Source organism: Lujinxingia sediminis (genome assembly GCF_004005565.1).
Taxonomy (GTDB): Bacteria; Myxococcota_A; Bradymonadia; order Bradymonadales; family Bradymonadaceae; genus Lujinxingia; species Lujinxingia sediminis.
Genome location: NZ_SADD01000001.1, coordinates 166,156 through 187,822, shown reverse-complemented (window position 1 = coordinate 187,822; position 21,667 = coordinate 166,156). Strand labels below are relative to the sequence as shown.

The window sequence follows — 21,667 nt, the reverse complement described above, 5'->3', positions numbered from 1 at the left end:
CGCTTTCCTCCACTTGCCTGAACATGTCCCAACGTTCTAGTCGATTTGCAGAGGCGCATCAGGACATCGCTGCAACGCACTCTCGTAATCAGGCCACCCCTCAAAACGCTCACACACTGTCAGTAACGCGTCCCGTCGGCCCAGGCGCCGGTAGGCGTCTACAAGCGCGCCGGTGACCTCAGGACTCGGCAGACGCTCAAGGGTAAGCTCCAACCATTCAGCCGCCTCCTCAAAGCGCCCCGTGCGGTAGAGCGCCAGTCCAAAAGCCCGATCGCCCTGCTCGCTTCGCCCGTCGATCGATCGAAGAGTTCGCAGCGCATCATCGTAGCGGCCATCCTCATAGAGGTTCAGAGCCACTTCCTCCGCATCTTTGACCGGCGCAGATTCGTCCTCTGCTCCCCCTGCAGCAGTCTCAGGTAACGCCACCGCTGCCTCGTCATCGCGGCCATTCGCCACATCCCCCGGAGTGTTCTCGGATGCCTGGGACGCTTCGGGAGCCATTTCGCTACCTTCTTCAACCCGGCGCACGTCATCCAATCGTCCTTCAGGGGGAGCGGTGCGCTGAATCTCGATCTCGGCATCGTCCTGCTGCCCGGCCTCAACCTCAAACCCCAGGTCCACCTCACCGCCATAGTCCTTGAGGGCATCCCCAAGATCCACGGCCGTCGGCTCCGGCAGACGATAAATCTCCCCACACTTGAGCCCGACCCGAGAGGCATCGATCGGCCCCTCATTGGCCATCTCCAGCATCCGATTTTCAACCTGGCGACGTTGAGAGACGTCGGGGGTGAGTTCGGTAAAGCACTGGTAAAACGCAACCGCCCGCGGCCGATTGCGGATGTGGCGGTCATAGAGCACGCCCAGGTTGATATAGGGTACCGGATCGGAGGGTTTCATCTGCTGCGCGATGATCATAAACGACTCCGCATCCAGGTAGCGTCCCGAGTACATCAACGCGGCGCCCATATTGCTGTAGACCGGCTGAACATCCTCCTCCACCCGCATCAGGTACTGGTAGACTCGCACGGCCTGGGCGAAGTTGCTCGTCTGCACGTAGAGCTGAGCCAGCGAGCGTGCCACGCGCACCCCACCACCGTGTCGAAGCGAGCGGCTGTAGTAGCGCTCTGCCTGGGAGAACGACCCCACGTTGGTCGAAGCCCGCGCCGCCCGATAATAAAGCTCCGGATCGCGTGAGCCCTCGGCGATGGCCTGCTCATAGTACTCCAACGCCAGCGAATACTCCTCGCTCCGATACGCCCGATCGCCCAACGACTGCGTTGTTACACAGCCAGCGATAAGCGCGAGCATACAAACGAGAAGAGCCTGCGCAACCACGCAGCGCAGGCTCCTGAACCTTCCTTTCATCTGACTCATATCGCCTTTAACGCATGGTCCGCGGGTAGGTACCGCTGCTCTTCATGTCCATTTCCATCTCAGACGCCCAGCGGTTCTCTCGCGACGTCTTATCGGGGAAGAACGCCTCCAGCTGCTTGAGCGTCTGGGCCATCTCCATGTAGCGCTGGCGTTGTTTCGCGCTGTGAAAGGCAGCCCGGAAATTCTTGTAATAGGCGTCGAGTTGGGCGCGGGCGTCATCATGGAGCGCCTGCCAGCCTTGCATCTCCGGGGGGAACTGCTCGATACCTCCCTTCGTCATCAACTCACGCGACTCGAGCAGCCTCTTATAACCGTCGAACAGATTGCGGTTCTCCACATCACGCTTATCCAGAAGATCTGTGGCGATCCGATAGGCTTCCTGCGCCTTACGCATGCAATCGGTCTCGGCAACGCAATCCACATCGAGCTGCACCGGAGGAAGTTCCGAGTAGGCGACCTGCTCCGCCCCCCCGGTCTCGACGCTGGGTCCACCGCCAAAGAAGGTGTACCCGAGCATTCCCACCGCGATAAGCACTCCGACGATCACCACCACCGGACTTGTTTCGTCGGGCTTGGCGCCGGCCTTTTTGCTGGCGGACTGAATACGCTGGTAGTCGCTCGCTACAGCCTCATCGTCACCTTCGGAGAGGGCCTCATCACTGGCGGCGATCTCATCCCAGGAGATGATCCCCGCAGCGTCCCCGCTCTTCTCTTCTTTCTTCTCCGGGGCCGCCGCCGAGGGCGGAGGCGCGCCGAAACCACCCGGCACCGGCTGCTGAGCAAATCCGCCGGGGGCGGGTTGTCCAAAGCCCTGCCCCTGCCCTGCGGACTGTCCAAAGCCGGATGCCCCCGGGGCGTTGGGAGCCTGGCCGAACCCTCCCGCACCGCCACCCGCAGGCTGGCCGAAGCCGCCACCTGCGGGCGTTGCGCCAAAACCGGAGGGCTGGCCGAAGCCGCCACCGGCGGGCGTTGCGCCAAAACCGGAGGGCTGAGGCATCTGCGCATGCGGCGTCGCTGCCTGAGCATGGCCGCCGCGTACCGCCGAATCAGGCGCACGAAAACGGACCGAGTGCTTGCCCAGCGTCAGCATCGCACCGTCCCACAGCGAGACTTCCCCATTGACCGGTTGCCCGTCCACCGCCGTCAGACCGCCGCGGGAGAGCACCACCAGACGATAGTTGCCGCCGCCCTCCTCCACGATCAGCGCGTGCTGCCGTGAAACGGTCGGATGGTCCAGAATAAAATCCGAGCCGCGGTCGCGACCGATCGTCACGGACTGGCTGTTAAACGAAGCGTTCTGCGTCTGACCGTTATGGTCGAACTCTAACCAGAAGGATGACATGGAGGATTCTTCCGCAAATGCAAAACGTGGAGTGGTGATCGTTGCCGGGGCTCTTCAATCACATCCCGCTCCCGGAGACCTTGATGATCATCGCGCCCATGATCACGATCATGACCGCTCCGAAGATGAAGAGCAGCGGGAATAGGATCTTCACAGCCGCCTGACTGGCTGCCTTCTCGATTTTAGCTGTACGCTTGTTGCGAATCGTATCGACCTGAATCTCAAGCACGTTCGCCAGCGGTGTACCGCGACGCTCAGACTGAATGATCGCACCTACCATCGAGTTGAGGTACTCCGAGTTGACACGCTCACACAAGTTAATCAACGCGTCCGTACGCGCCGTACCCACGCGCATCTCCTGCAGCACAACACCCAACTCCTGAATCATCGGGTCGTCGGGGTTCTGGATCTGCCCGCGGGCAACCACCCGGTCCAACGCCGACATAAAGTCCAGACCGGCACGCATCGAGAGCACCAGCAGGTCAACGGTGTACGGAAGGCGGCGGTCGATCTCGATGAGTCGGCTGCTGATCGCGCCACTCAAAGAGAGCCAGGGGAAGCCCAGGGCAAGAAACCCCGCCACGCAGGCAAGCCCGATGTTCGCCATCCCGACGACCAGCTGCGTGAAGAGCATCACAAAGACAAACGCGATGAGCCCGGAGACACAGCACATCCCCAAAAACTCGTTCGGGGTAAATGATCCCATAAAACCCGAGCGCATCAACTTATCGCGAAGCGACGAGCGCAGATTCTCCATGTCCACAAAAGGCAGGCGGGGAATGCTGCGGATGTAGTGAGCAAAGAGCTTCACCAGCGGAAGCACCATGGCGTAGAGCGCGTCCTCCTCCAGCATCCGCTTGCGCCGGGTGAGGCGGTAACCGTAGATCTCGTCCTCCTCGATCTCTTCAGGGACAAAACCCCAGACGAAGAGCGCGAAGGCGAGAAAGATAAGTCCCATCGCACCGAACAGAATGATCGTCGAATTCACACGTACCTCGCTCAAGTTGAGCAGACCGCAGCAGGGCCGCCTGCGGCTCGATCAAACGTCGATCTGAACAATCTTCAGGATCATGACCACGCCGATGATGTTACACACCCCGGCCAGCCCCAGGACGATATAGCCCACAAAGGTTTCAAAAAGCGGCTGAATCAGCGTCGGGTCCATCTTGTAGAACACCCCGATGACGACCGCCGGCATCAGCCCCATAACCCATGCCTGCATCTTCCCCTGAGCAGTCTGGGTATCGATAACCCGCTCAAGACGGAAGCTCTCGCGGATGGTTCCCGAGATCTGACTGAGAATCTCCGGGATGTTACCACCGACGGTACGGCCAATGACCAACGCCGAGATCGCAAGCTCCAGGTTACGTGAAGGCACACGACGCTGCAGGTTCACAAGTGCTTGATCCAGCGGCGTACCCAGGCGGTACTCCTTGAGCAGAACGCCGAACTCCTGGCTGATGGGCGGCCCCATCGCGTTACACACATCCTGAATCGCCTCGGGCATCGAGGGGTTGGCCTTAAAGCTGTTGGCCATGTACACCATCGCCTCCTCGACCTGCTCATCAATCGCAGCAAGGCGGCTCGCCCACGCCCGCTTCAAGTAGACTCGAGGCAGGAAAACTCCGGCCAAAAAACCACCGATAACGCCCAGAATGGCGCTCTTTGAAAGCAGCCCCCCGGCCAGCACGCAGATCAACAGAAAGCCGGCATGAATGAGGACAAACTCCTGAGGGGAGACCGGCAAGAAGAGTCGGTGAAGCTCTTTACCGACGATACGCTCGTAGACGCCACGTTCCGCCGCAAGGCGCTCGGCGATCCAGTCACCTCCGGCCCAGATTGCAAGAAACCCGGCACCAAACCCCAGCGCCAACGCTAACCATAAGTATAACACGGTGTGTTTTCCTCGCTGTAGGTGCCCTGTTCAACCCGGTTGGCCAGGGCCTCACCGGCTTGAATCGGTCGACCTGACGCCAATCCAGCCCTTTCGATGCTAAGCAAACTTTAACGAGCAGCCTACGAGTCTGCAACCGCCCACTTCACCCGGGCCAGACAGCTCCTGCCCGTCGCTTAAAAGAAGTCTTCGGGGTTCGCCAGCCCCTTAATCAAGAACTCATCAAGGAAGCTGGGAAGATAACCTGTCGCCAGGTGATAGCCGTAGACCTTCCCCTTCTCGTTGACCCCTTTCTGGCGGTAGCGATAGATATCTTCGAGCTTCACAAATCCGTCATCATCAATGCCCACAACCTCGGTGATGTAGGTGATGCGTCGGCTGCCGTCCATGAATCGCGACTGCTGAATGATCACGTCGACCGAGCCGGCGATCTGCTCGCGAATCGCACGGGTAGGAAGCTCCATCCCGCTCATCAGAACGAGTGTCTCCAGACGGGCGATCGCCTCGGTGGGGCTGTTGGAGTGAACCGTGGTCATGGAGCCATCGTGACCGGTGTTCATGGCCTGAAGCATGTCCAGCGCCTCACCACCACGACACTCACCGACGACGATACGGTCCGGACGCATACGAAGCGCGTTCTTGACCAGCTCGCGGATCCCGATCTCGCCCTTGCCCTCCAGGTTCGGGGGCTTGGTCTCCAGGCTGATGACGTGCTCCTGGTAGATCTGAAGCTCAGCGGCATCCTCAATGGTGACCACGCGCTCCGTCTGTCCGATAAAGCCCGAGAGGACGTTGAGTAGCGTCGTCTTACCGGAGCCAGTTCCTCCGGAGATGATGATGTTTTTCTTGGAGCGAACCGCACGGGCGAGAAATTTCGCCATCTCATCGGTAAGGCTGCCAAAGTTGATAAGATCTTTAACCGAGAGCCGCTCGTCGGGAAACTTACGAATCGTCAGGCAGGGATCTTTCAGCGCCAGCGGCGGAATGACTGCGTTGACTCGCGATCCGTCGGCCAGACGCGTATCGACCAGCGGGTTGGACTCGTCGATGCGTCGACCACGCGGGATGACGATACGCTCAATAACCGTCATCATCGACTTCTCATCGTTGAAGATGCGGTCGGTAAGCACGATCTTGCCGTTGAGTTCGGCGTAGATGTGCTCGCGGTCGACAACCATGATCTCGGAGACACCCTTGTGTTTAACGAGGTCCTCAATGGGGCCCAGACCGCAGACCTCATCCATCATCTCTTTAAAGACTTCGTCCGGGGTGTACGGCGGCGGGATCTCGCGTTGGCGTCGGCTGATAAGCTCTTTGAGCTTCTCAGAAACCTGCCGAATGACCCGCGGCGAGCTGTAATCGGTGATCTGAAAGCTGTGCAGGTCGAGGCGCTCTTTCAGCTCGTCGTGCAGCTCGGACTTAAAGCCGATGAAAGCGTTTCGCACCTTGCGATCGTGGATCACGACCTCTTCGCCGCGAAGACTGACGCGCTGCTCCTGATAATCCGGATTGGGCGCCAGATCACCAAGGAGCTCCTCGACGGTCTCGGCCTTCTTTTTGATGTCTCGGGGAGCCACAGGACGGCGCTCCGGCCGCGACGCGGTAGCCACACCACCGGATGCGGCCTGTCGGGCCGATGCCGGCGGGGGCGTGGCACGGCCGGAAGGCGGTATCGTCGCCCGGTTATTACCCGGGCCGTAGCCTGCCGGCGAGGGCGAAGGAAGCGCCCCCGGCCCGGCCGGCTCGACACAGAATCGGTAGGGATCAATCGCCGCGTACTCGCCCAGTCGCAGCTCACGCACCCGCTCAACGCGCTCGCCATTAACAAAGACGCCGTTGGCCGACTGGTTGACCAACATCACGCGCTCACCCATCACTTTGATGATCGCGTGACGACGGCTAACCGTCTTACTGTTCAGAACAATATCATTGTTCTGACTGCGGCCAATACTGACCTCCATCACCGGCTTATCCAGCGGGAAGAGGTACTCCTGGCCGCGGTTATCGAGAACGCGAATCTGCTTCATGGGCCTTGCCTCTTATTCACCCTGAGGCTGCGCGTTGGAGAGCTCCGGCAGATCTTCGGCCTGAGCGCCCCCATCGAGCAGGTGCTGGAAGACACCCTGCACCAGGGTGCGGTGGAAATCGGTCCCGGGCTCGTAAACCCGCGGGGTAATGAAGAAGGCGTTGTTGGTCTGCTGGTTGAACATGTTGCGACTCTTAAACGCCCACCCAAGGATAGGGATACGGCTCAGAAGCCACAAGCCCCGCTCGTTGGAGGTCATGCTCGTATTGTCCTGCGCGCTCACCAGAACCGACTGACCTTCGATCATGTTGACGGTGCTGGTGATATCGTTGTTTCGAAGGCTGGGAACCTGCCCGACAGCATTGGCATAGTCGAGTTCGCTGAAGCGAAGATCGACGGTGAGCTTGACGCGATTCTCAAAGTCGAGCACCGGCGTGATTGCGAGCTTCAACCCGTAGGGAATCGCCTCGTAGGTCGTGGTATTTGCGGTGATCGCCGGAACCAGCAGAGTGCCGCCGGAATGGTAGGTCGTCTCGGTACCCGCCTCGGTCACCAGCGTGGCATTCTGAATCGTCTTGATCATGCCGGTATCGACCAGCAGGTCCAGCGCGAAGTTCAGGTTACCGACCAGCGAAGAGTAGGTCGTCAGGCCACTGCCGCCGGTAAGTGCCATCGGGCGCGGCGGTTGGCTCGACTCCGCAGGCAACACGCCCGGGCCCAGGTCACCAGCCTCGTAGTAGAGGGGCACATCGCCCTGACCACCGGTGAGGTTGTAGCCGATGAACTGGTTCCAGCGCACGCCCAGGTTGTCCTGATTGGTGGTGGCCAGCTGAATGAAATACACATCAATGGCCACCATGCGCGCGCCCTCAACGAAGGCTTCACGGTAGGTAGCGAAGTTGAGCACCTGGTTGGGGTAGAGCTCGGTGAGGCGGTCGATCTTGCGCTGGAAAATCTCACTGGCAACTTCGCCCTCAATCAGCACGCGGCCTTTGACGACGCGAATATCGACACCGGCACGATCGCCCAGAACCGCCCGCACTTCTTCGGCCAGCGAGGTCGGGTTCACACCGACCACGCGGATCAGCAGGGTGCGCTGGTCGTCGCCCGAGCCCGAGAAGATATTGACAGTGGTCACGCCTTCGCGCTTACCGGAAATGAAAAGATACTGAGCGTCGTTGCTGGTCTGTGCATCGGCCACATCGGGCAAGCCGATGGAGACACGGCGCACACCACGCGCGTTGATCGTCAGCGTCTCACCCACAGCGATCGTAAACTCATGGTCGGGGACTACCGTCTCCTGAGCGTGCGCCGAGTCCATCGGCCACACAAGCAGGGGCATCACCACACACAAGATCGCCCACAACGCGCCTACCCTTACAAGCGTCTTCATGCTTCTCCTTACAGCTGCATACCAGTGCATTCACTTCAGCAATCCGCACACCAGGACGGTCTGCCGGCTCGACTAGGCTATAGAACGGGGGCAGTCTCGCGCGAAGTCTCAGAAAACGCAATCGAAAAACCCGCCCCTCACCTCGTTGCGAACCCGGTCAACGAGGCGAATTCGTTCCAGTTGAAAAAAAGGCGCACCCCCGACTCCGGGAGCACGCCTTATTCGATGGCTTCGCGTCGTGCGCTCAGCTCACTTACTGACCACCACGCAAAAACTCGATGGTGTCGACACACTTGCCGCCGCTCATCTTCTGATTCGGGCCGCAGCTGGGACGACGCTCCACGCGCTTCTGACGGTCGCGGTTAATAACTTCCAGCTCTTCAAGCACCTCGCGGAGCGTGGTCTTGGTGACCGTGACCGCCTCGATATCGTCGCGGTGACGCAAAAGCAGCATCAGCTTTCCGCGAGTCTGCGAAATCACCAAGAGCTCGGCTTCGCTCGGCGTCAGCGAGAGGGTCACCGTGCTGTACTGTCCACGATTGCCGCGGGAATCTCCGCTGGGGATGTCGGAGACTTCCTGACCGACAGCCAGCAACGTGACGTTCTGAAGCAGGTTCATCGTCACATAGCCGATGCTGTCATTTCCAGCCGCCTCCGGGATCAAGTTATCCTCGGTGCCCACCGGAAAGGTTCCCAGGATATCAATACGGTCACCGGGGCGCAGAAGACCGGAAACCCCCGAGATCGCATCCACCGGGATCGTCATCGCGCGCTCGCCAGCCGGGATACGACCCGAGAGGGTGCGTGCCACCTCGGCGACGGCAAAGTCACTGGTGAGAATCATCGAGCCCTCGCGGATCGATTCGCTCACCGGCATGTCCAGATAGATCTCAAGGTCCTGGCTCAAGAGCGGGTTGGCCGGCAAGAATTGCCCGGGCACCGTCTTGGTGTTGATGTGCTCGCGCGTCAGCAAGGTGCCGGAAGCGATATCACGCGCTGCCACGATCACCTCGCGGGGGTTGGCCATCAGCTCGTCTTTCTCTTCCTGAATCTGCGCCGTGTAGAGGTAGAGCAGGAAGGCAGCAAACGCGCCGACGATGACCGCCGCGATAAGTAGTTTCTTCTTGGCCATTCTAATTTCTCCTCGCCGAGAGCCCTGAGCATCGCAGCGCGCTCCGCGCGACTGCCGGTTAGCATTCATCTATGCTTAACTGCATTTCCTACACCAACTCGCCCGACAGGGGCAAGTCAGACCCGAGCCTCGGACCATATTCCATCTCCAACAGTGGTCCGGCCTCGATGATAACGTAGCTCGTGTAAAGCGAAAGCCTACCAGATGGCCTCACGAGCTTCCAGTCCCTGCGACGCGCTTAAAAAACGAACATCCCGGCGCGACGGTACCACCTTGCGGCGTCTCGCAGTGTTAACGCCAGAGGCCGCGTGCGAACGCCCAGCTCACCTGCGGCCAGCTCGCTTTTAAGGGCGTGCGGGTGCTGCGCCCAGGCCGGCGGCCAGTGGCACTCCGGGTTCACGGGCCGCCCGCCCCCGCCGTGCTCTTCGCGGAGCGTCGAAAAGCGCTCCAGCGTGATCGCCTCTCCCAGGAAGGGATAACGCCGCCCGGCGCGGCCACGGCGTGCAGCGTTGATCACGACCTGGGCCACATCGCGGGCATCACAGATCTGGACAAAGCCATCCCACCCCGCCAGAGGTTGCACAAAGGCGCTCACGTGCTCAGCGTATACATCGCCAGGCCCGAGCGCTGGCGAGGCTACGACAAGGCAGATGTGCATCCCCGAGGCCACATACCGATAGATCTCGGACTCCACCGCGATCAAAGCCTCCCGCACCGAGGTGCCTGTCTCATCGGGCCGCGCAGGAGGCCCCTCCACGGCGCCGAGCTCCAACGTCTGCTGCCCACTCAATACCACGACGCGCGGCACCTGAGCGGCCAGCGCAGCGTCGAGCCGCATCCTCAGCTCCCGCACCGCAATGCGACGGGCCGTCGATGCGTCGGGTGCCCCGCGGGCATGGCGAGCGACGTCGGCGATAAAGAAGACGCCGCATCCAACGAGCGATGCTTCCAGCGCTTGAGCGCTTTGATGAGCACGCGAATGAACGCGCCAGTCCACTTCGATATCATCCAGATGCCAGCGTGGCGCGTCGGCATCGACAAGCGCCCGAACCTCGACGCCCTCATCCACCAGGCGGCGAGCGATCTGTCCGCCCACGAGTTCATCGGCCCCGCAGATCGCTGCTCTTCCACGTTGTTGACTTGCCATCTGCGTCTCACAGTTCAAACTCCCCATCGACGATGACACGTGAGGATGCGCCCTCGACATCCTCGCCACGACGGAGATGGGAATGAAAGATCAGAACACATCGCCCGGCGACGCCGAGGAGCTCCTTCGGCTCCTGAGTCGCGCTGAGCGACTGGAAGCACTGCCCAGGACCGGCTGGCAGGTCTGCGGGGTGGAGCGTCCCGAATCGATCGCCGCTCACGTGCACGGCGTGATGGTGGTCGCCCTGTGGTTGGCCGATCACCACCCGGAACCTAAACCCGACGTCGAGCGCGTCATGCGCATCGCGCTGGTCCACGACTTAAGCGAGGCGATGCTCACCGACCTCCCGCGCCCGGTCAAGCAGCTCATCGGCAAAGACGCCGTCGACAGGGCAGAAGATCGCGCAGCCGATCGCATCCTGGCCGCGGTGCCCGCCTGGCGCCAGGCCTTTGACGAATATCGCCAGGGACAAACCCTGGAGGCCCGCATCGTTAAAGTGGCCGACCGCATTCAGATGCTGGCCAAAGCGCTGGAGTACCGTCAGCAACGACGCGGCGACGTCGAGCGATTTTTTGACGACCACGACACCTTCGACGATCGCGGCATCCCCCTGGCCCGCGCCGTCTTCGACGCCCTGCGGACACGTTACGAAGAGAGGCGTTGGTTCGACGCTCATTTCGACTAAAGCCCCGCGTTTCTCAAACTCACGAGCCGCCCTCACGCCAACGAAGCACCGTCTTTACAGGGGTGCGACATTAAGCTAGTTCGATCGGCGGTCTATCCCCCCGGCACGTTGAGGCAACGCATTCGCAGGCTGGACGCACAGCGCTCAACGGCTTCTACCCCTCACACTCTGGAGGCGCACATGTCGCAAATTAAGAACCTCGGCATCACCGGCTACGACGGTCTTCGTTTTGTCACGCTCGATCTCGAGCGCAGCCGCACGTTCTACGTCGATATGCTGGACTTCAAACTTGTCGCCCGTTCCACCCCGGCCTGGGAAGAGAAGACCGGTGATAAGGCGGAAGTCTATGCGGCTGGCGACATCATCATTGAGTGCGTCGAGTCGCAGCGCGAGGACAGCTGGGCGGCCTACCACCGCAAGTTTCACACCGCCGGCATCGGCACCGTTAACTTCGCCGTGCAAAACATCGAAGAGGCCTGGAAGCGCCTCGAAGAACGTGGTGCGACCTTTATCGACGAGATCCGGACCGATGAGGCCGGTGGCGGCACCCGTCGCTCCTTCGAGATCGCCACGCCCCTGGGCAATACCACCTACGGCTTCGTCGAGAAGAAGGGCTACACCGATTACGATGCCGGCTACGAGACGGTGAACACCGGCGGCACCAACCGCTTCAACTTCACCACCATCGACCACCTCACCTCCAACGTGCGCACGCTCAAGCCCCTTGTGGACTGGTTCCGCGACGTGCTGGGTATGGAGCAGTTCTGGGATATCGCTTTCCACACCAGCGACATTGACCCCACCCGCCAGTCCGGCTCCGGTCTGAAGTCGATCGTCATGTGGGATCCGGAAGGCGGCATCAAGTTCGCCAACAACGAGCCTCAGCGCCCCTTCTTCAACGCCTCCCAGATCCAGAAGTACCTTGAAGATTTCGGTGGCGGCGGTGTGCAGCACGCGGCGTTCAACCTCGATGACATCATCGGCTCCATCAAGGAGATGGAGGGCAAAGGCGTAGAATTCCTCTACACCCCGCCGAGCTACTACGATGCCGCTCCGGGACGTATGGCGGAGCAGGGCGTCTCCAAGATCGACGAGGACTACGACGTGCTCAAAGACCACGGCATCCTGGTCGACGGCGCCGACGAGAAGTACCTCCTGCAGATCTTCATGAAGGAGGCGGCCATCTACTACGATCAGCCCGAAGCTGGCCCCTTCTTCATTGAGCTGATCCAGCGCAAGGGCGACCAGGGCTTCGGCGGCGGAAACTTCCGCGCCCTCTTCGAAGCCATTGAGCGCGACCAGGTCGAGCGCGGCCGCATCTGATCGCTCGCCCCTCCGCGCCCCGCTCGGGGCCCGGAGCGCACCCGCATCATCCGGCACAGGCCGACATTCCGATGTCGGCCTGTGCCACTCTGGGGCCCCGAACCCGGGCTCAATTGAAATCAATTCTCAATTTCTTATTGACGACCGGCGCACCAACGACCATCTATGTCGTCCAGATCCGGTGCGTCGGGCGAAGTTCGCCCCGGCGTTGTCCCTCTCCTTCGCTTGAGGATTGCATATGATGGCACACATCCATCGACTTCATCGCCCCTCGCTGGCCCTTCTACTGGGCACCAGCCTCGTGCTCGCGGCCTGCGAGAAAGACGAGGCCGCGCCGACCGAAACCACCGAAGAAGCGACCGCCGAAGCCACCGAAGGAGAGGCCGCCGAAGCGATCGAGCTGACCTTTGCCTTCCAACCCCAGGAGAATCCGCAGGCGCTGGAGCTCGACGCTGAGCGCATGGCGGAGTTCCTCGAGGAGCAGACCGGCTACGAGGTCGAGATTTTTCTGCCGACAAATTACTCGGCGGTGGTCGAGGCGCTTCGCTCGGATAACGCAGACGTCGCCTACTTCAGCGGGCTTCCCTACCTGGTCGCTCACGAGAACGCCGGTGCCGAGTTGCTCGTTGTTGAAGAGCGCGGCGGAAACCCCTTTTACTACTCGCAGTGGTACGCGCTGGCCGATAGCGATATTGACTCCATCGCCGACCTAAAGGGCCGCTCCATCGCATTCACCTCCCCGACCTCGACCTCCGGTTATCTCTTCCCCCTGGGCAAGGTCATCGATGAGGGGTATCTGAAGGCGGACCAGGATCCGAGCGAATTCTTCAGTAACGTCACCTACGCCGGTGGTTACCAGCAGGCCCTGCTTGCTCTTGTCAACGGTCAGGTTGACGCTGCGGCAGCTTCCGATTACGCGCTCAACCAGTACCTCGATGAGGAACAGCGCGCCAACGTCAAAGTCATTGAACGCCAGGGTCCGGTGCCTACCCATGGCATCGCCATCCGCGGTGACCTCCCGCAGGAGGTCAAAGATAAGGTACGAGACGCCCTCCTGGCTCTCAACGAACCGGAAAACGCCGAGCTGCTCAAGAGCGTCTACGGTGCCGAACGCATCATTGAGCGTAGCCACGACGAGCACGTCAGTGAGCTCAAGCGTATGCGAGATCTGGTCGGTTTTGAGGCGCGCTTCTAAACGAGACGCGCTCCACACACTGCAGGACAAACCCCTTGAGCGTTATACGGGTTGAACATCTCCATCTGAGCTATGAGCGCGACGCGCAACGCGTCGAAGCGCTGCGTGGCATCTCCTTCGAGGTCGACGCCGGGGAACGCGTGGCGATCATCGGCCGCAGCGGCGGAGGGAAGTCCTCGCTGATGCGCGTCCTCAGTGGGCTTCTAAGCCCGAGCTCCGGGTCTGTCGAGGTGGCCGGCTTCCGCATGGAGGCCGACCGCCTGCCTCCGCGTGCGATGTATGAGCAGGTGGGCCTGGTCTTTCAGAACTACGGGCTGGTTCCGCAGCTCAGCGCGCTTCAAAACGTGCTCTGCGGCCGCCTGCTGCATCAGCGTTCGGCGGCCAGCCTGCTTCACTTTCCTGGCGAAGATCGCGATCAGGCCCGCGCTCTCCTCGAAGAGCTCGGCCTTGAGGAGCGCATTCATACGCGCAGCTCACGGCTCAGCGGCGGAGAGCAGCAACGCGTGGCGATCGCGCGCCTGCTGCATCAGAACCCCCGGGTGATGCTCCTCGATGAGCCGATCGCCAGCCTCGACGTGCACTGGGCCCGGCAATCGATTGAACGCCTGGCAGGTGGCGATGCGACGACCTCGGAGCGCGCGCTGGTCATGGTGATGCACGATCTGAACATGGCGCGTCAGTTCGCCACGCGGGTCCTCGTGATGCACCACGGTCGGCTCCTCTTCGATGGCGATCCCGATCAGGGCTGTCGCCTGCTCGAAGAGCTTGAGAGTCGCGGGGCGACCGATGGAAACCTGAGCACAGAAGTCGCACCCGACGCTCCCTCTGCGGCCGGAGAACAGGACGCCTCCAGCGCCGCGACTCCCGCGCCACTTCCCATCGACGGGCTCTGGGGCAAGACCTCGTTTTACCTGGTACTTATGCTCCTGATCGCGGGCCTGTATATCTGGTCGGCGATGGGCGTGGACTTCTCGGTGACCCGTATCTTCGGCAACGTCGATCACGCTGCGAACTTCCTCTCTCGGATGCTCCCTCCGGACTTCTCGGTGAGCAAAAATGTGGGGAAAAGTCTTCTGGAGACGGTGCAGATGGCGCTTATCGGCACCACACTCGCCGCGATTGTCTCACTGCCCATCGCCACGCTCGCCGCGCGTAACATATCGGCACGCCCCTTTCAGGTGGGAGCGCGCCTGATCCTCAACTTGCTGCGCACCATTCCCAGCATCATCTGGGGGCTCTTCTTTGTGGCGATTGTAGGTCTGGGACCTTTTCCGGGTATTCTGGCGCTGACCTTTTATGCGGCCGGCTACCTGGGCAAATTCTACTACGAAGGCATCGAGTCGATCGATCCTCGTCCCCTGCAGGCGCTGCGGACGGTGGGAGCCACCCCGCTGCAACGCTTTCGCTTCGGCGTCTTCCCCCAGGTACTCCCGCTGATGTTGGGCTACACGCTCTACATGCTCGAGTACAACGTGCGGGCAGCCTCGATTCTGGGTGTGGTCGGTGCCGGCGGCATCGGGTTCTACCTCTACACCTACATCAACAACTTCCAGTATGACCGGGCGGCCACCGCCCTGCTCTTTCTTCTGGCGGTTGTAACGCTGCTGGACGCGGCGAGTTCCCGGCTGCGCGCGCGCCTCTCGGGATAACGAGAGTTCACATTCAGGGTGGAATAGCGGCTGCAGCCTCTTACCTTCCAAAAGACGTTGCCAGTGCACGACGTTCGCGCCGTCCCGGGGCGCGATGTTGAGCTTCGCGCAACCTCGGTGCTGCGCACCGCAAGCTGAGGTACGACGCAACCTGCGCACACAAGGCAACACGCGTTCCGGCACCCTGGAGGCCCCGCAACGCAGCGCTTGATGCCGCCCGCCCGCGCGTCATCAACGAACGCACATAGCGCATATGTTCATGGTGATTTGGATCGCGCGCGAAGGTTGAGATGCGACACATCGTTATCACAAGTTTGCCAGAAGATGAGCGAGCCTCCCGGCTCCGCGAACTCCTGGCCGATCGCTGCGTTGCGCTCACTCAACTCAATCCCGAGCATATCCGCCGGGACGCCGACGCACTGCTCCGGAGCGTCGACGTGTTCATTATGGACGTCACACGACTCTCGGAAGAACCTTCCGCCCTGGCCGAGAGGCTCCTCAGCGGCCATCCTCATCTTCGTATCGTCGCGCTGGGTGAGTGCGCCCATGCAGACCTTTGCCTGCCCGCCCGGAGTTCCGCGGAAACGATTGTGGGCGCGATCGAGCAGACGCTGAAGTCGAACGCGTCGCAGGAGGTTGCGCTCGGCTCCCTCCACGAAGAGTCCGTGGCCGTGCTGGAGGAAGGCTCACGTCGGCTCGACTTTGTCACGCGTCTCGACGAGGAGGTCGCCCACCTGAGTCTCCTGGCCGAGGACGTGGCACGAGGCACGCACTCCGGCCAGGTGCTGGCGCGGACGGCCCGCCCGGTGCTTGACGCCGCCCGTGACCACGGACTCGACGACGTGGCGCGCACACTCTCGGGGCTTATCGCACAGGCCTCAAGCGGCCAGGCATTTGCGGAGATGGCACCGGCCATCCTGGAGACGCTACGAGCACAGGTGCGTGCCGCCCAACTCAACACCCCCACCACCACGCTGAGTTCCGAGAGCCAGAGTCGCGCGCTCACTGTTGTGGTCATCGACGAGGATCAGGACTACCTGCGTCGCATCAGCGGGTTTGCCGATCAGTTCATGATCCCGGTTCGCACAGCCACCTCGGTGGCCGAGGCTGCCAGCAAGGTGCAGACACCGCTGCTCGCTGGCGTGATCCTTACCCCGGGAGACAGCGACTCCCAGAAGTCGCTCTCGGAGAGCATCGCGACGTTGCAAAAAGCCTCGGGACTGCCCCATCTGCCCCTGGCCCTGGTGAGTGATGTGTCCGGCATTCTGGATCGCGTCCAGGGGCTGTGGGCCGGTGCCTCGCATGTGGCCCCCCGTCCGGTGAGTGCAGTGAGTTTCTCGCAGATCGCCCGACGGCTGACCACCCTTCGACGCTCGCTTCAGGCCAGCGTGATGGTGGTCGATCCGCGAGGCGATTTTGCCGCCAGGGTCGCGGAGCATCTCGGCGATCGCGATATGGCGATCCAGTATCTTCCCGATACCCGGACGATCTTTGATGCCCTGGAGCACCATCGTCCCGACCTGGTGCTGCTCAGCTCCGAACTCACCGGGATGGATGCCACCGACGTCTGCCGCTCACTTCGAGCCGTGGCAAGTTGGCGTGAGATTCCCATCGTGCTCTTCGCTCCCCGGTGTGACGCGGCTACACGCATCGCGGCGTACCGGGCCGGTGCCGACGACGTGATCGGCACCTCCATCTCGCCAGATGAGCTGACGGTTCGCCTGAGCGTTCGCCTTGAACGTGCCCGACAGGCGGCAGAACGCTCCGATCGCGATCTTTTGACCGGCCTTCTCACCCGACGGCCCTTTCTCGAACAGCTCGCTGCGCGCCTCTCCGAAGTGACCCGCCGCCAACGCAGGCTGGTCTTTGCCATCCTCGACGTCGATCACTTCAAAGACGTCAATGACCGCCACGGACATCTGGTAGGCGACAGAGTACTCGCCACGCTGGGACGCCTTCTTCAGGACCGATTTCGCATCGAGGATCTGCGGGCACGATGGGGGGGCGAAGAGTTTGTGGTGGTGCTGGTCGACGAGGGACTGGAGACTTCGGCGCTGGCGCTACGCCGGGTCCTCGACGAATTCAGCGCGATGATCTTTGAGGGCGATCAGGATACCACCTTCTCGGTGAGCTTCAGCGCTGGACTGGCTGCGTTTCCCAATGACGGACAGGAAGCCGAGACGCTCTTCAGCGTGGCCGACGCTCGCCTTCTTCGTGCGAAAAAGAACGGCCGTAGCCGCATTGAGATGGGCCGAACTCGCCCCCCGATCGCCTGACCTCGCTCTCCACCGGAGGATGACGTAGCGATCGCATCATGACGGGAGTGACGAGCCCTCAAGGCGTTCATCGAGCTTCAGATCGTGGTAGGCACGCGCGCTGCTGACCCACTGCCCCCGTGAAACGATGGCCTGGTCACGCGGCGGTGAAGGCTCGGCTCGAAACCAACGCGACGTATCGGATGCGCCCCACCCCTCAAAAACCTCAGCGGCGACGGTATTTTTCGCTCCGATGATGTAGCGCTCGCCACTTCGGCCGTGTTGCAGCGCCTGCGCGGTAGCAAAGGCCACCTGACGCACATCAACGATGTTCAAAGGCTGCTCCGACGGCACATCAAGCGAGGCGAAGGGGCCTAAGTCAATCCCGGGCCCTACCATCAGGGTGGGCAGCACCATCACGATATCCATGCCATCGGCGAAGTAGCGGTAGCACTCCTGTTCGACGGCGTACTTGCTCTCGAGGTTCGGGTCATCGCTGGTCCCGGGAAGGTAATGACCGCGTTCGTCAGCGAACTTCCCGGGGGCCACGCGAGCCAGCGTGCTCGCACAGCTGACCACGACAACCCGGTCAACCCCCGCGCTCCGCCCGGCCTCCAGGGTGCGTCGTATCCCCTCCACCGCCCGACCCATCCACGTCTCGCCACGATGTTCGGGCCTGAGCGCCACGCAATAAAAGACGTGGTTGACCCCGGCCAGCGCCTGGTCCAGCGAGACCGGATCGAAGATATCCCCCACTGCGTCCTCCACGCCCCGAAGCTGTACGGAGGGAGGGGCCGAACGCCAGCGGCGCAGCGCGCGTGTCGGCCATCCGCGCCGGCTCAACTCGGCGACCAGATGGCCTCCCAGCCTGCCGCCGGCCCCCAGCACAAGCGCGCGCTGAGTGCGCATATCAACATCCTGCAGGGTCGTGGCGAGGGGGTGGGTCACAGCAAACCTCGTGAAGGGTGAGCGCCTCATGCAGCTGCCGGGCGATCTCAAGATCCAGCAAGGGACTGGCGTCGATCAGGGCATCAACGCTCCAGCTCCGTAAAGGGTTGCGCTGAAGCAACCGGCTCACCTCGGCGCAACGCTCATTATAGGTCAGGGCCGATACCAGCCTCAATGGCCCTGAGGGAAGATGTGCGCGCAGCGCGCGAAACTCATCGGCATGCTGGGCAGCTCGTAAGATCAAGGTGGGCAGGGGATCGAACTGCGCCCCCCCAAGATCGGCCGGGCCCGGATCGCCTTCGTAAAACTCAAAGACTCCGGCGGCCTCTTCCACCACGCGCAACACCCGGAAGAGAGCCTTCTCGCCCCACAGGCCACGGCTGGCCCGCGCTCCCAGGAGCACGCCTCGCCACAGCCACACCGTCGCTGTGAGCCGCTCAGCGCGAACCTGAAGCTCTCCGGAGGCACGCTGCTGGTGAAGGAGCATGAGCACCTCGCTCAGCCCGGCCACCCTCAATGCTCCACGCAACTCCGGCACCACCCTCGCGCATACCCGCGCCAGCCTGGCCAGGAGTTCCGCTCCGGCAAGAGGGCGCGCGACCACATCGCCTACGCCCGCCTCCACCAGCCGAACCCGCAAACTCACCTCACGCGCGTCGGTCACCGTCACAATACCCCCGCCCTGCCCCTGGCCAGCCAGTTTCTCCAGGGCATCGGAGAGCGCTGTGGCTTCGATCGCCTCGACGACCACCGCCGAACATGAAGCCTGGAGCTCTCGCAACGTCTCCGACACATCCCCTCGTGAGGCCAATCGCACCTCATAGCCCCCGGCCTCAAGCATCGCCCCCAGCGACGCCACCGTGCGCTCCCTGGTGCCGATCAGTCCGATCGCCAACGACCTTCCCCCCGACACTCCCATGTTCTCCCCCTGACCGAATCAGTTCGTGATCCCTTCCCATGCGCGCCATGGCCCCCGGGCCCTGCTCGCCACCGATCCTGCGCTCCGTCCTGAGTTTAAGCACCCGGAACATCCCGCACAGCAACGCCCCGTCACCCCTAAACTCCCTCCTTGATCATCCGGCAGAAATAGGGGATCGTTTTGCGGCGTTTTTACGGTATGTCCGGTGACGGATGGAATCGACATCGCACACATTTTTTCGGCGCCCCGGCTCTTTCCTTTGACTTGCCCGGCGCCTTTATCTTTGTAAGGTTTCCCCGCGATGCTCTCCACGTCACCGCCCGCCGGTGCCTGGATCGTCCGGGCCCACAGCAGTTGAGGAGGACACTTGGATACTCTCGAAATTCTCTCCAAAGCCCAGGAACTCGGTGGCGACGAACGCCGCGAGGCCATGATGAAGACCATCATCAAAGCCCGTCAGCTCGGCTGCGATGCGACCCCCGGCGGCGGAAAAGTCGGCGGCTTCAACATCCGCTACGGCTCGCTCAAGTACGCCGTCATGGATCTGAACACCAAGGGTGAGGTCTTCCTTCACATCAAGCCCCACCCCAACAAAGATCTCTCCGACGAGCTGCGCGACCGCGCCAACAACTTCGTCAGCGGCCTGGAAGGCGTCCAGATCAAAAATGCTCCGATCAACCACTACGGCCAGATCGAAGGCGCCATCGAAGATGTGCCCGAAGACGCCATCGACAAGTTCTTGCACTTCGCCGTGGAGACGATCCGCGAGCAGTACTACCGTCCGCACCTCGAAGACTGAGTTCTCCTGAGGTAGAAAAAAAACGCCGCGCAGATGCGCGGCGTTTTTTTTTGCAGGTTTTCGCGTCGCCAGATCAGCGCTCCCCACCCCCTCGCCGCACCCTCGCCACAAGCATGCTGTGGTAGGTCGCCGGATGCAGGTTGGCCGCCGCAAGCCGATCGATCTCCCACCCCATCTCACGCAGCGCGCCGAGGTCGCGGGCCGCCGCCGCCGGCGAGGGCCCCAGGTATACCAGACGCTCCACGCCGAGCATGGTGAGGTAGGCCAGCGCACGGCGCCCCAGGGGCTCGCGCATCGGGTTGATCGTGGCCAACGTAAAACGCTCGCCAGCGGCCGCCAGACGCCGCAGTCCCGTCTCCCACCCGCCGGCGACAAAGTGTGCGTTGGCGATCCCGTGGCCCACCGCGTTGATCTCCGCGGACTCAATCGAAGCCTGATTCTGATCCAGCCCCACCGCCTCGCCAACCCGGGGCGCCATCAGCAAAGCAATGCTGCCAATGCCACACCCCACATCCAGAAAACGCTCACCCCGCCCCGGCTCCAACCACTGCTCCACCGCCTCATAGAGCACCTCGGCCGGCGCCAGCGTGGCGTGAATCCAGTCATCGTAGCCCACCTCCATCTGCAAGCGCCCCAGCGGGATCCGCACCCGATTCGGCTCTTTGAGCTGGCGACGGTACGCGCCGCTGCCCACAGCCAGCCCCACCTGCGTTGGCAGGGCCTCGGCAAGCCGCCCCAGCCAGCTCGCCAGCGGTGCAGAGGTGCAAAAGCCCTCAAACTGCGCCTCATCACGTGCTTCCGTCAGGCGCACCTCCACGAGCCCCACCCCGTGATTGGGAACGGCCAGACGAATCAGCTCAACCCCCGGTGCCACCTCAAAGCCATCCACCTGCGCGGCCACCTCCCGGGCCATCTCACCATCCCAGGGGAGCGTGCTCTGCCCTTCAAAAGAGCGCTCAATCACTCCCACCACGCGCTGCGTCTGCACCGTCAACGCCGGGCAGTTCGACATCGAAATCAATCCCTCACTCGCCGGGCTGTACAGCCCCAACTCCACCCGATTCCCCACTCGCCGATAGCTCAACGACGTCCGATACCGAAAAGCATCGCCGCGTGCGGTGGGCTGCGGGGTGAGGATCTCCACCTCCGGCTGCTCGGCTCTGCTCAACCCGGCGAACTTCTCCACAACCTCGGCAATGCCCCGGGCTTTAAATCGAAGCTCCCCGTCCACGCTGATATGCCGGAGTTGACATCCCCGGCAGATCGCGGCGCGCTCACAGAGCGGATCGCGACGCTCTGCTGAAGGCTCAAGCACCTCCACCACATCGGCGTAAAGGCGCCGCGCCCCCTCGCGCTGGCCCGGTTGCACCCGCACCTTCACCCGCTCCCCCGGAAGCGCACCAGGCACCGAGAGCCAGCCATCCTCCAGCCGAACATATCCCTCCCCGGTGAACCCGAAGTCGTCGATAGAAACCTCCAACTCCCCGCGCTCACGCACATCTTTCAGCGAAGGAGACTCGCCAGCCGACCGTTCTGCTGCCTGATTCATAACGCTTTGATATCTCGTGCAAAGTTCAGCGCGCCTG

At 62.1% G+C, this 21,667-nt stretch carries 17 protein-coding genes; 6 read left to right on the top strand and 11 right to left on the bottom strand.

The window, feature by feature from the left end; translation table 11 throughout:
- Positions 1 to 36 precede the first annotated feature (36 nt).
- The 8 genes from EA187_RS00735 to EA187_RS00700 form a co-directional block, all read right to left on the bottom strand.
- On the bottom strand, positions 37 to 1,365 hold the full coding sequence (locus tag EA187_RS00735; RefSeq protein WP_164855871.1) for a tetratricopeptide repeat protein: 1,329 nt from the start codon (positions 1,363 to 1,365) through the stop codon (positions 37 to 39).
- A gap of 16 nt (positions 1,366 to 1,381) precedes the next feature.
- On the bottom strand, positions 1,382 to 2,716 hold the full coding sequence (locus tag EA187_RS00730) for an FHA domain-containing protein (RefSeq protein ID WP_127778843.1): 1,335 nt from the start codon (positions 2,714 to 2,716) through the stop codon (positions 1,382 to 1,384).
- Between the two features lie 58 nt (positions 2,717 to 2,774).
- Entirely contained in the window at positions 2,775 to 3,704 is a 930-nt protein-coding gene (locus tag EA187_RS00725) for a type II secretion system F family protein (RefSeq protein WP_127778842.1), read from the bottom strand.
- A 51-nt stretch (positions 3,705 to 3,755) separates the two neighbouring features.
- Positions 3,756 to 4,610: a type II secretion system F family protein gene (locus EA187_RS00720; protein WP_127778841.1), complete on the bottom strand. Its 855-nt coding sequence runs from the start codon at positions 4,608 to 4,610 to the stop codon at positions 3,756 to 3,758.
- A 176-nt stretch (positions 4,611 to 4,786) separates the two neighbouring features.
- Positions 4,787 to 6,637 carry a TadA family conjugal transfer-associated ATPase gene (locus tag EA187_RS00715; protein ID WP_127778840.1) on the bottom strand — a complete coding sequence of 617 codons (1,851 nt, stop codon included), beginning with the start codon at positions 6,635 to 6,637 and terminating at the stop codon, positions 4,787 to 4,789.
- A 12-nt stretch (positions 6,638 to 6,649) separates the two neighbouring features.
- Positions 6,650 to 8,029 (bottom strand): pilus assembly protein N-terminal domain-containing protein, encoded by a 1,380-nt coding sequence (locus tag EA187_RS00710; protein ID WP_164855870.1) that lies wholly within the window; start codon positions 8,027 to 8,029, stop codon positions 6,650 to 6,652.
- Positions 8,030 to 8,282: 253 nt separating this feature from the next.
- Positions 8,283 to 9,161, bottom strand: coding sequence for a Flp pilus assembly protein CpaB (gene cpaB / locus EA187_RS00705; RefSeq protein WP_164855869.1), 879 nt, complete (start codon positions 9,159 to 9,161; stop codon positions 8,283 to 8,285).
- 238 nt (positions 9,162 to 9,399) lie between these two features.
- Complete coding sequence (locus tag EA187_RS00700) at positions 9,400 to 10,308, bottom strand: Rossmann-fold NAD(P)-binding domain-containing protein (RefSeq protein WP_127778839.1); 909 nt, start codon at positions 10,306 to 10,308, stop codon at positions 9,400 to 9,402.
- 82 nt (positions 10,309 to 10,390) lie between these two features.
- On the opposite strand from EA187_RS00700, the gene EA187_RS00695 reads away from it, so the two are divergent.
- The 5 genes from EA187_RS00695 (at position 10,391) to EA187_RS00675 (ending at position 17,436) form a co-directional block, all read left to right on the top strand.
- Positions 10,391 to 10,993: an HD domain-containing protein gene (locus tag EA187_RS00695; protein ID WP_164855868.1), complete on the top strand. Its 603-nt coding sequence runs from the start codon at positions 10,391 to 10,393 to the stop codon at positions 10,991 to 10,993.
- A gap of 180 nt (positions 10,994 to 11,173) precedes the next feature.
- Positions 11,174 to 12,316, top strand: coding sequence for a 4-hydroxyphenylpyruvate dioxygenase family protein (locus EA187_RS00690; protein ID WP_206524144.1), 1,143 nt, complete (start codon positions 11,174 to 11,176; stop codon positions 12,314 to 12,316).
- A gap of 238 nt (positions 12,317 to 12,554) precedes the next feature.
- Positions 12,555 to 13,511, top strand: coding sequence for a phosphate/phosphite/phosphonate ABC transporter substrate-binding protein (locus tag EA187_RS00685; RefSeq protein ID WP_127778837.1), 957 nt, complete (start codon positions 12,555 to 12,557; stop codon positions 13,509 to 13,511).
- A gap of 35 nt (positions 13,512 to 13,546) precedes the next feature.
- Entirely contained in the window at positions 13,547 to 15,160 is a 1,614-nt protein-coding gene (gene phnE / locus EA187_RS00680; RefSeq protein ID WP_127778836.1) for a phosphonate ABC transporter, permease protein PhnE, read from the top strand.
- 290 nt (positions 15,161 to 15,450) lie between these two features.
- Positions 15,451 to 17,436, top strand: a complete 1,986-nt coding sequence (locus EA187_RS00675) for a diguanylate cyclase (RefSeq protein ID WP_127778835.1) — start codon at positions 15,451 to 15,453, stop codon at positions 17,434 to 17,436.
- Positions 17,437 to 17,472: 36 nt separating this feature from the next.
- Here the strand turns inward: EA187_RS00675 and EA187_RS00670 are convergent, their stop codons facing one another.
- Positions 17,473 to 18,363: an NAD-dependent epimerase/dehydratase family protein gene (locus EA187_RS00670; RefSeq protein WP_164855867.1), complete on the bottom strand. Its 891-nt coding sequence runs from the start codon at positions 18,361 to 18,363 to the stop codon at positions 17,473 to 17,475.
- Positions 18,326 to 19,258, bottom strand: a complete 933-nt coding sequence (locus EA187_RS00665; protein WP_164855866.1) for a DUF4388 domain-containing protein — start codon at positions 19,256 to 19,258, stop codon at positions 18,326 to 18,328. Before EA187_RS00665 ends, EA187_RS00670 begins: the two co-directional genes overlap by 38 nt.
- A gap of 391 nt (positions 19,259 to 19,649) precedes the next feature.
- On the opposite strand from EA187_RS00665, the gene EA187_RS00660 reads away from it, so the two are divergent.
- Positions 19,650 to 20,081 carry a hypothetical protein gene (locus tag EA187_RS00660; protein WP_115603418.1) on the top strand — a complete coding sequence of 144 codons (432 nt, stop codon included), beginning with the start codon at positions 19,650 to 19,652 and terminating at the stop codon, positions 20,079 to 20,081.
- A 73-nt stretch (positions 20,082 to 20,154) separates the two neighbouring features.
- Here the strand turns inward: EA187_RS00660 and EA187_RS20895 are convergent, their stop codons facing one another.
- Positions 20,155 to 21,630, bottom strand: a complete 1,476-nt coding sequence (locus tag EA187_RS20895; protein WP_115603419.1) for a class I SAM-dependent RNA methyltransferase — start codon at positions 21,628 to 21,630, stop codon at positions 20,155 to 20,157.
- Between the last annotated feature and the right edge of the window lie 37 nt (positions 21,631 to 21,667).

What these genes read in the sequence shown, in the direction of transcription:
- EA187_RS00735 (WP_164855871.1), bottom strand. Translation starts at nt 1,365, where the DNA reads ATGAAAGGAAGGTTCAGGAGCCTGCGCTGCGTGGTTGCGCAGGCTCTT.
- EA187_RS00730 (WP_127778843.1), bottom strand. Translation starts at nt 2,716, where the DNA reads ATGTCATCCTTCTGGTTAGAGTTCGACCATAACGGTCAGACGCAGAAC.
- EA187_RS00715 (WP_127778840.1), bottom strand. Translation starts at nt 6,637, where the DNA reads ATGAAGCAGATTCGCGTTCTCGATAACCGCGGCCAGGAGTACCTCTTC.
- EA187_RS00710 (WP_164855870.1), bottom strand. Translation starts at nt 8,029, where the DNA reads ATGAAGACGCTTGTAAGGGTAGGCGCGTTGTGGGCGATCTTGTGTGTG.
- cpaB (WP_164855869.1), bottom strand. Translation starts at nt 9,161, where the DNA reads ATGGCCAAGAAGAAACTACTTATCGCGGCGGTCATCGTCGGCGCGTTT.
- EA187_RS00700 (WP_127778839.1), bottom strand. Translation starts at nt 10,308, where the DNA reads ATGGCAAGTCAACAACGTGGAAGAGCAGCGATCTGCGGGGCCGATGAA.
- EA187_RS00695 (WP_164855868.1), top strand. Translation starts at nt 10,391, where the DNA reads ATGAAAGATCAGAACACATCGCCCGGCGACGCCGAGGAGCTCCTTCGG.
- EA187_RS00690 (WP_206524144.1), top strand. Translation starts at nt 11,174, where the DNA reads ATGTCGCAAATTAAGAACCTCGGCATCACCGGCTACGACGGTCTTCGT.
- EA187_RS00685 (WP_127778837.1), top strand. Translation starts at nt 12,555, where the DNA reads ATGATGGCACACATCCATCGACTTCATCGCCCCTCGCTGGCCCTTCTA.
- EA187_RS00675 (WP_127778835.1), top strand. Translation starts at nt 15,451, where the DNA reads ATGCGACACATCGTTATCACAAGTTTGCCAGAAGATGAGCGAGCCTCC.
- EA187_RS20895 (WP_115603419.1), bottom strand. Translation starts at nt 21,630, where the DNA reads ATGAATCAGGCAGCAGAACGGTCGGCTGGCGAGTCTCCTTCGCTGAAA.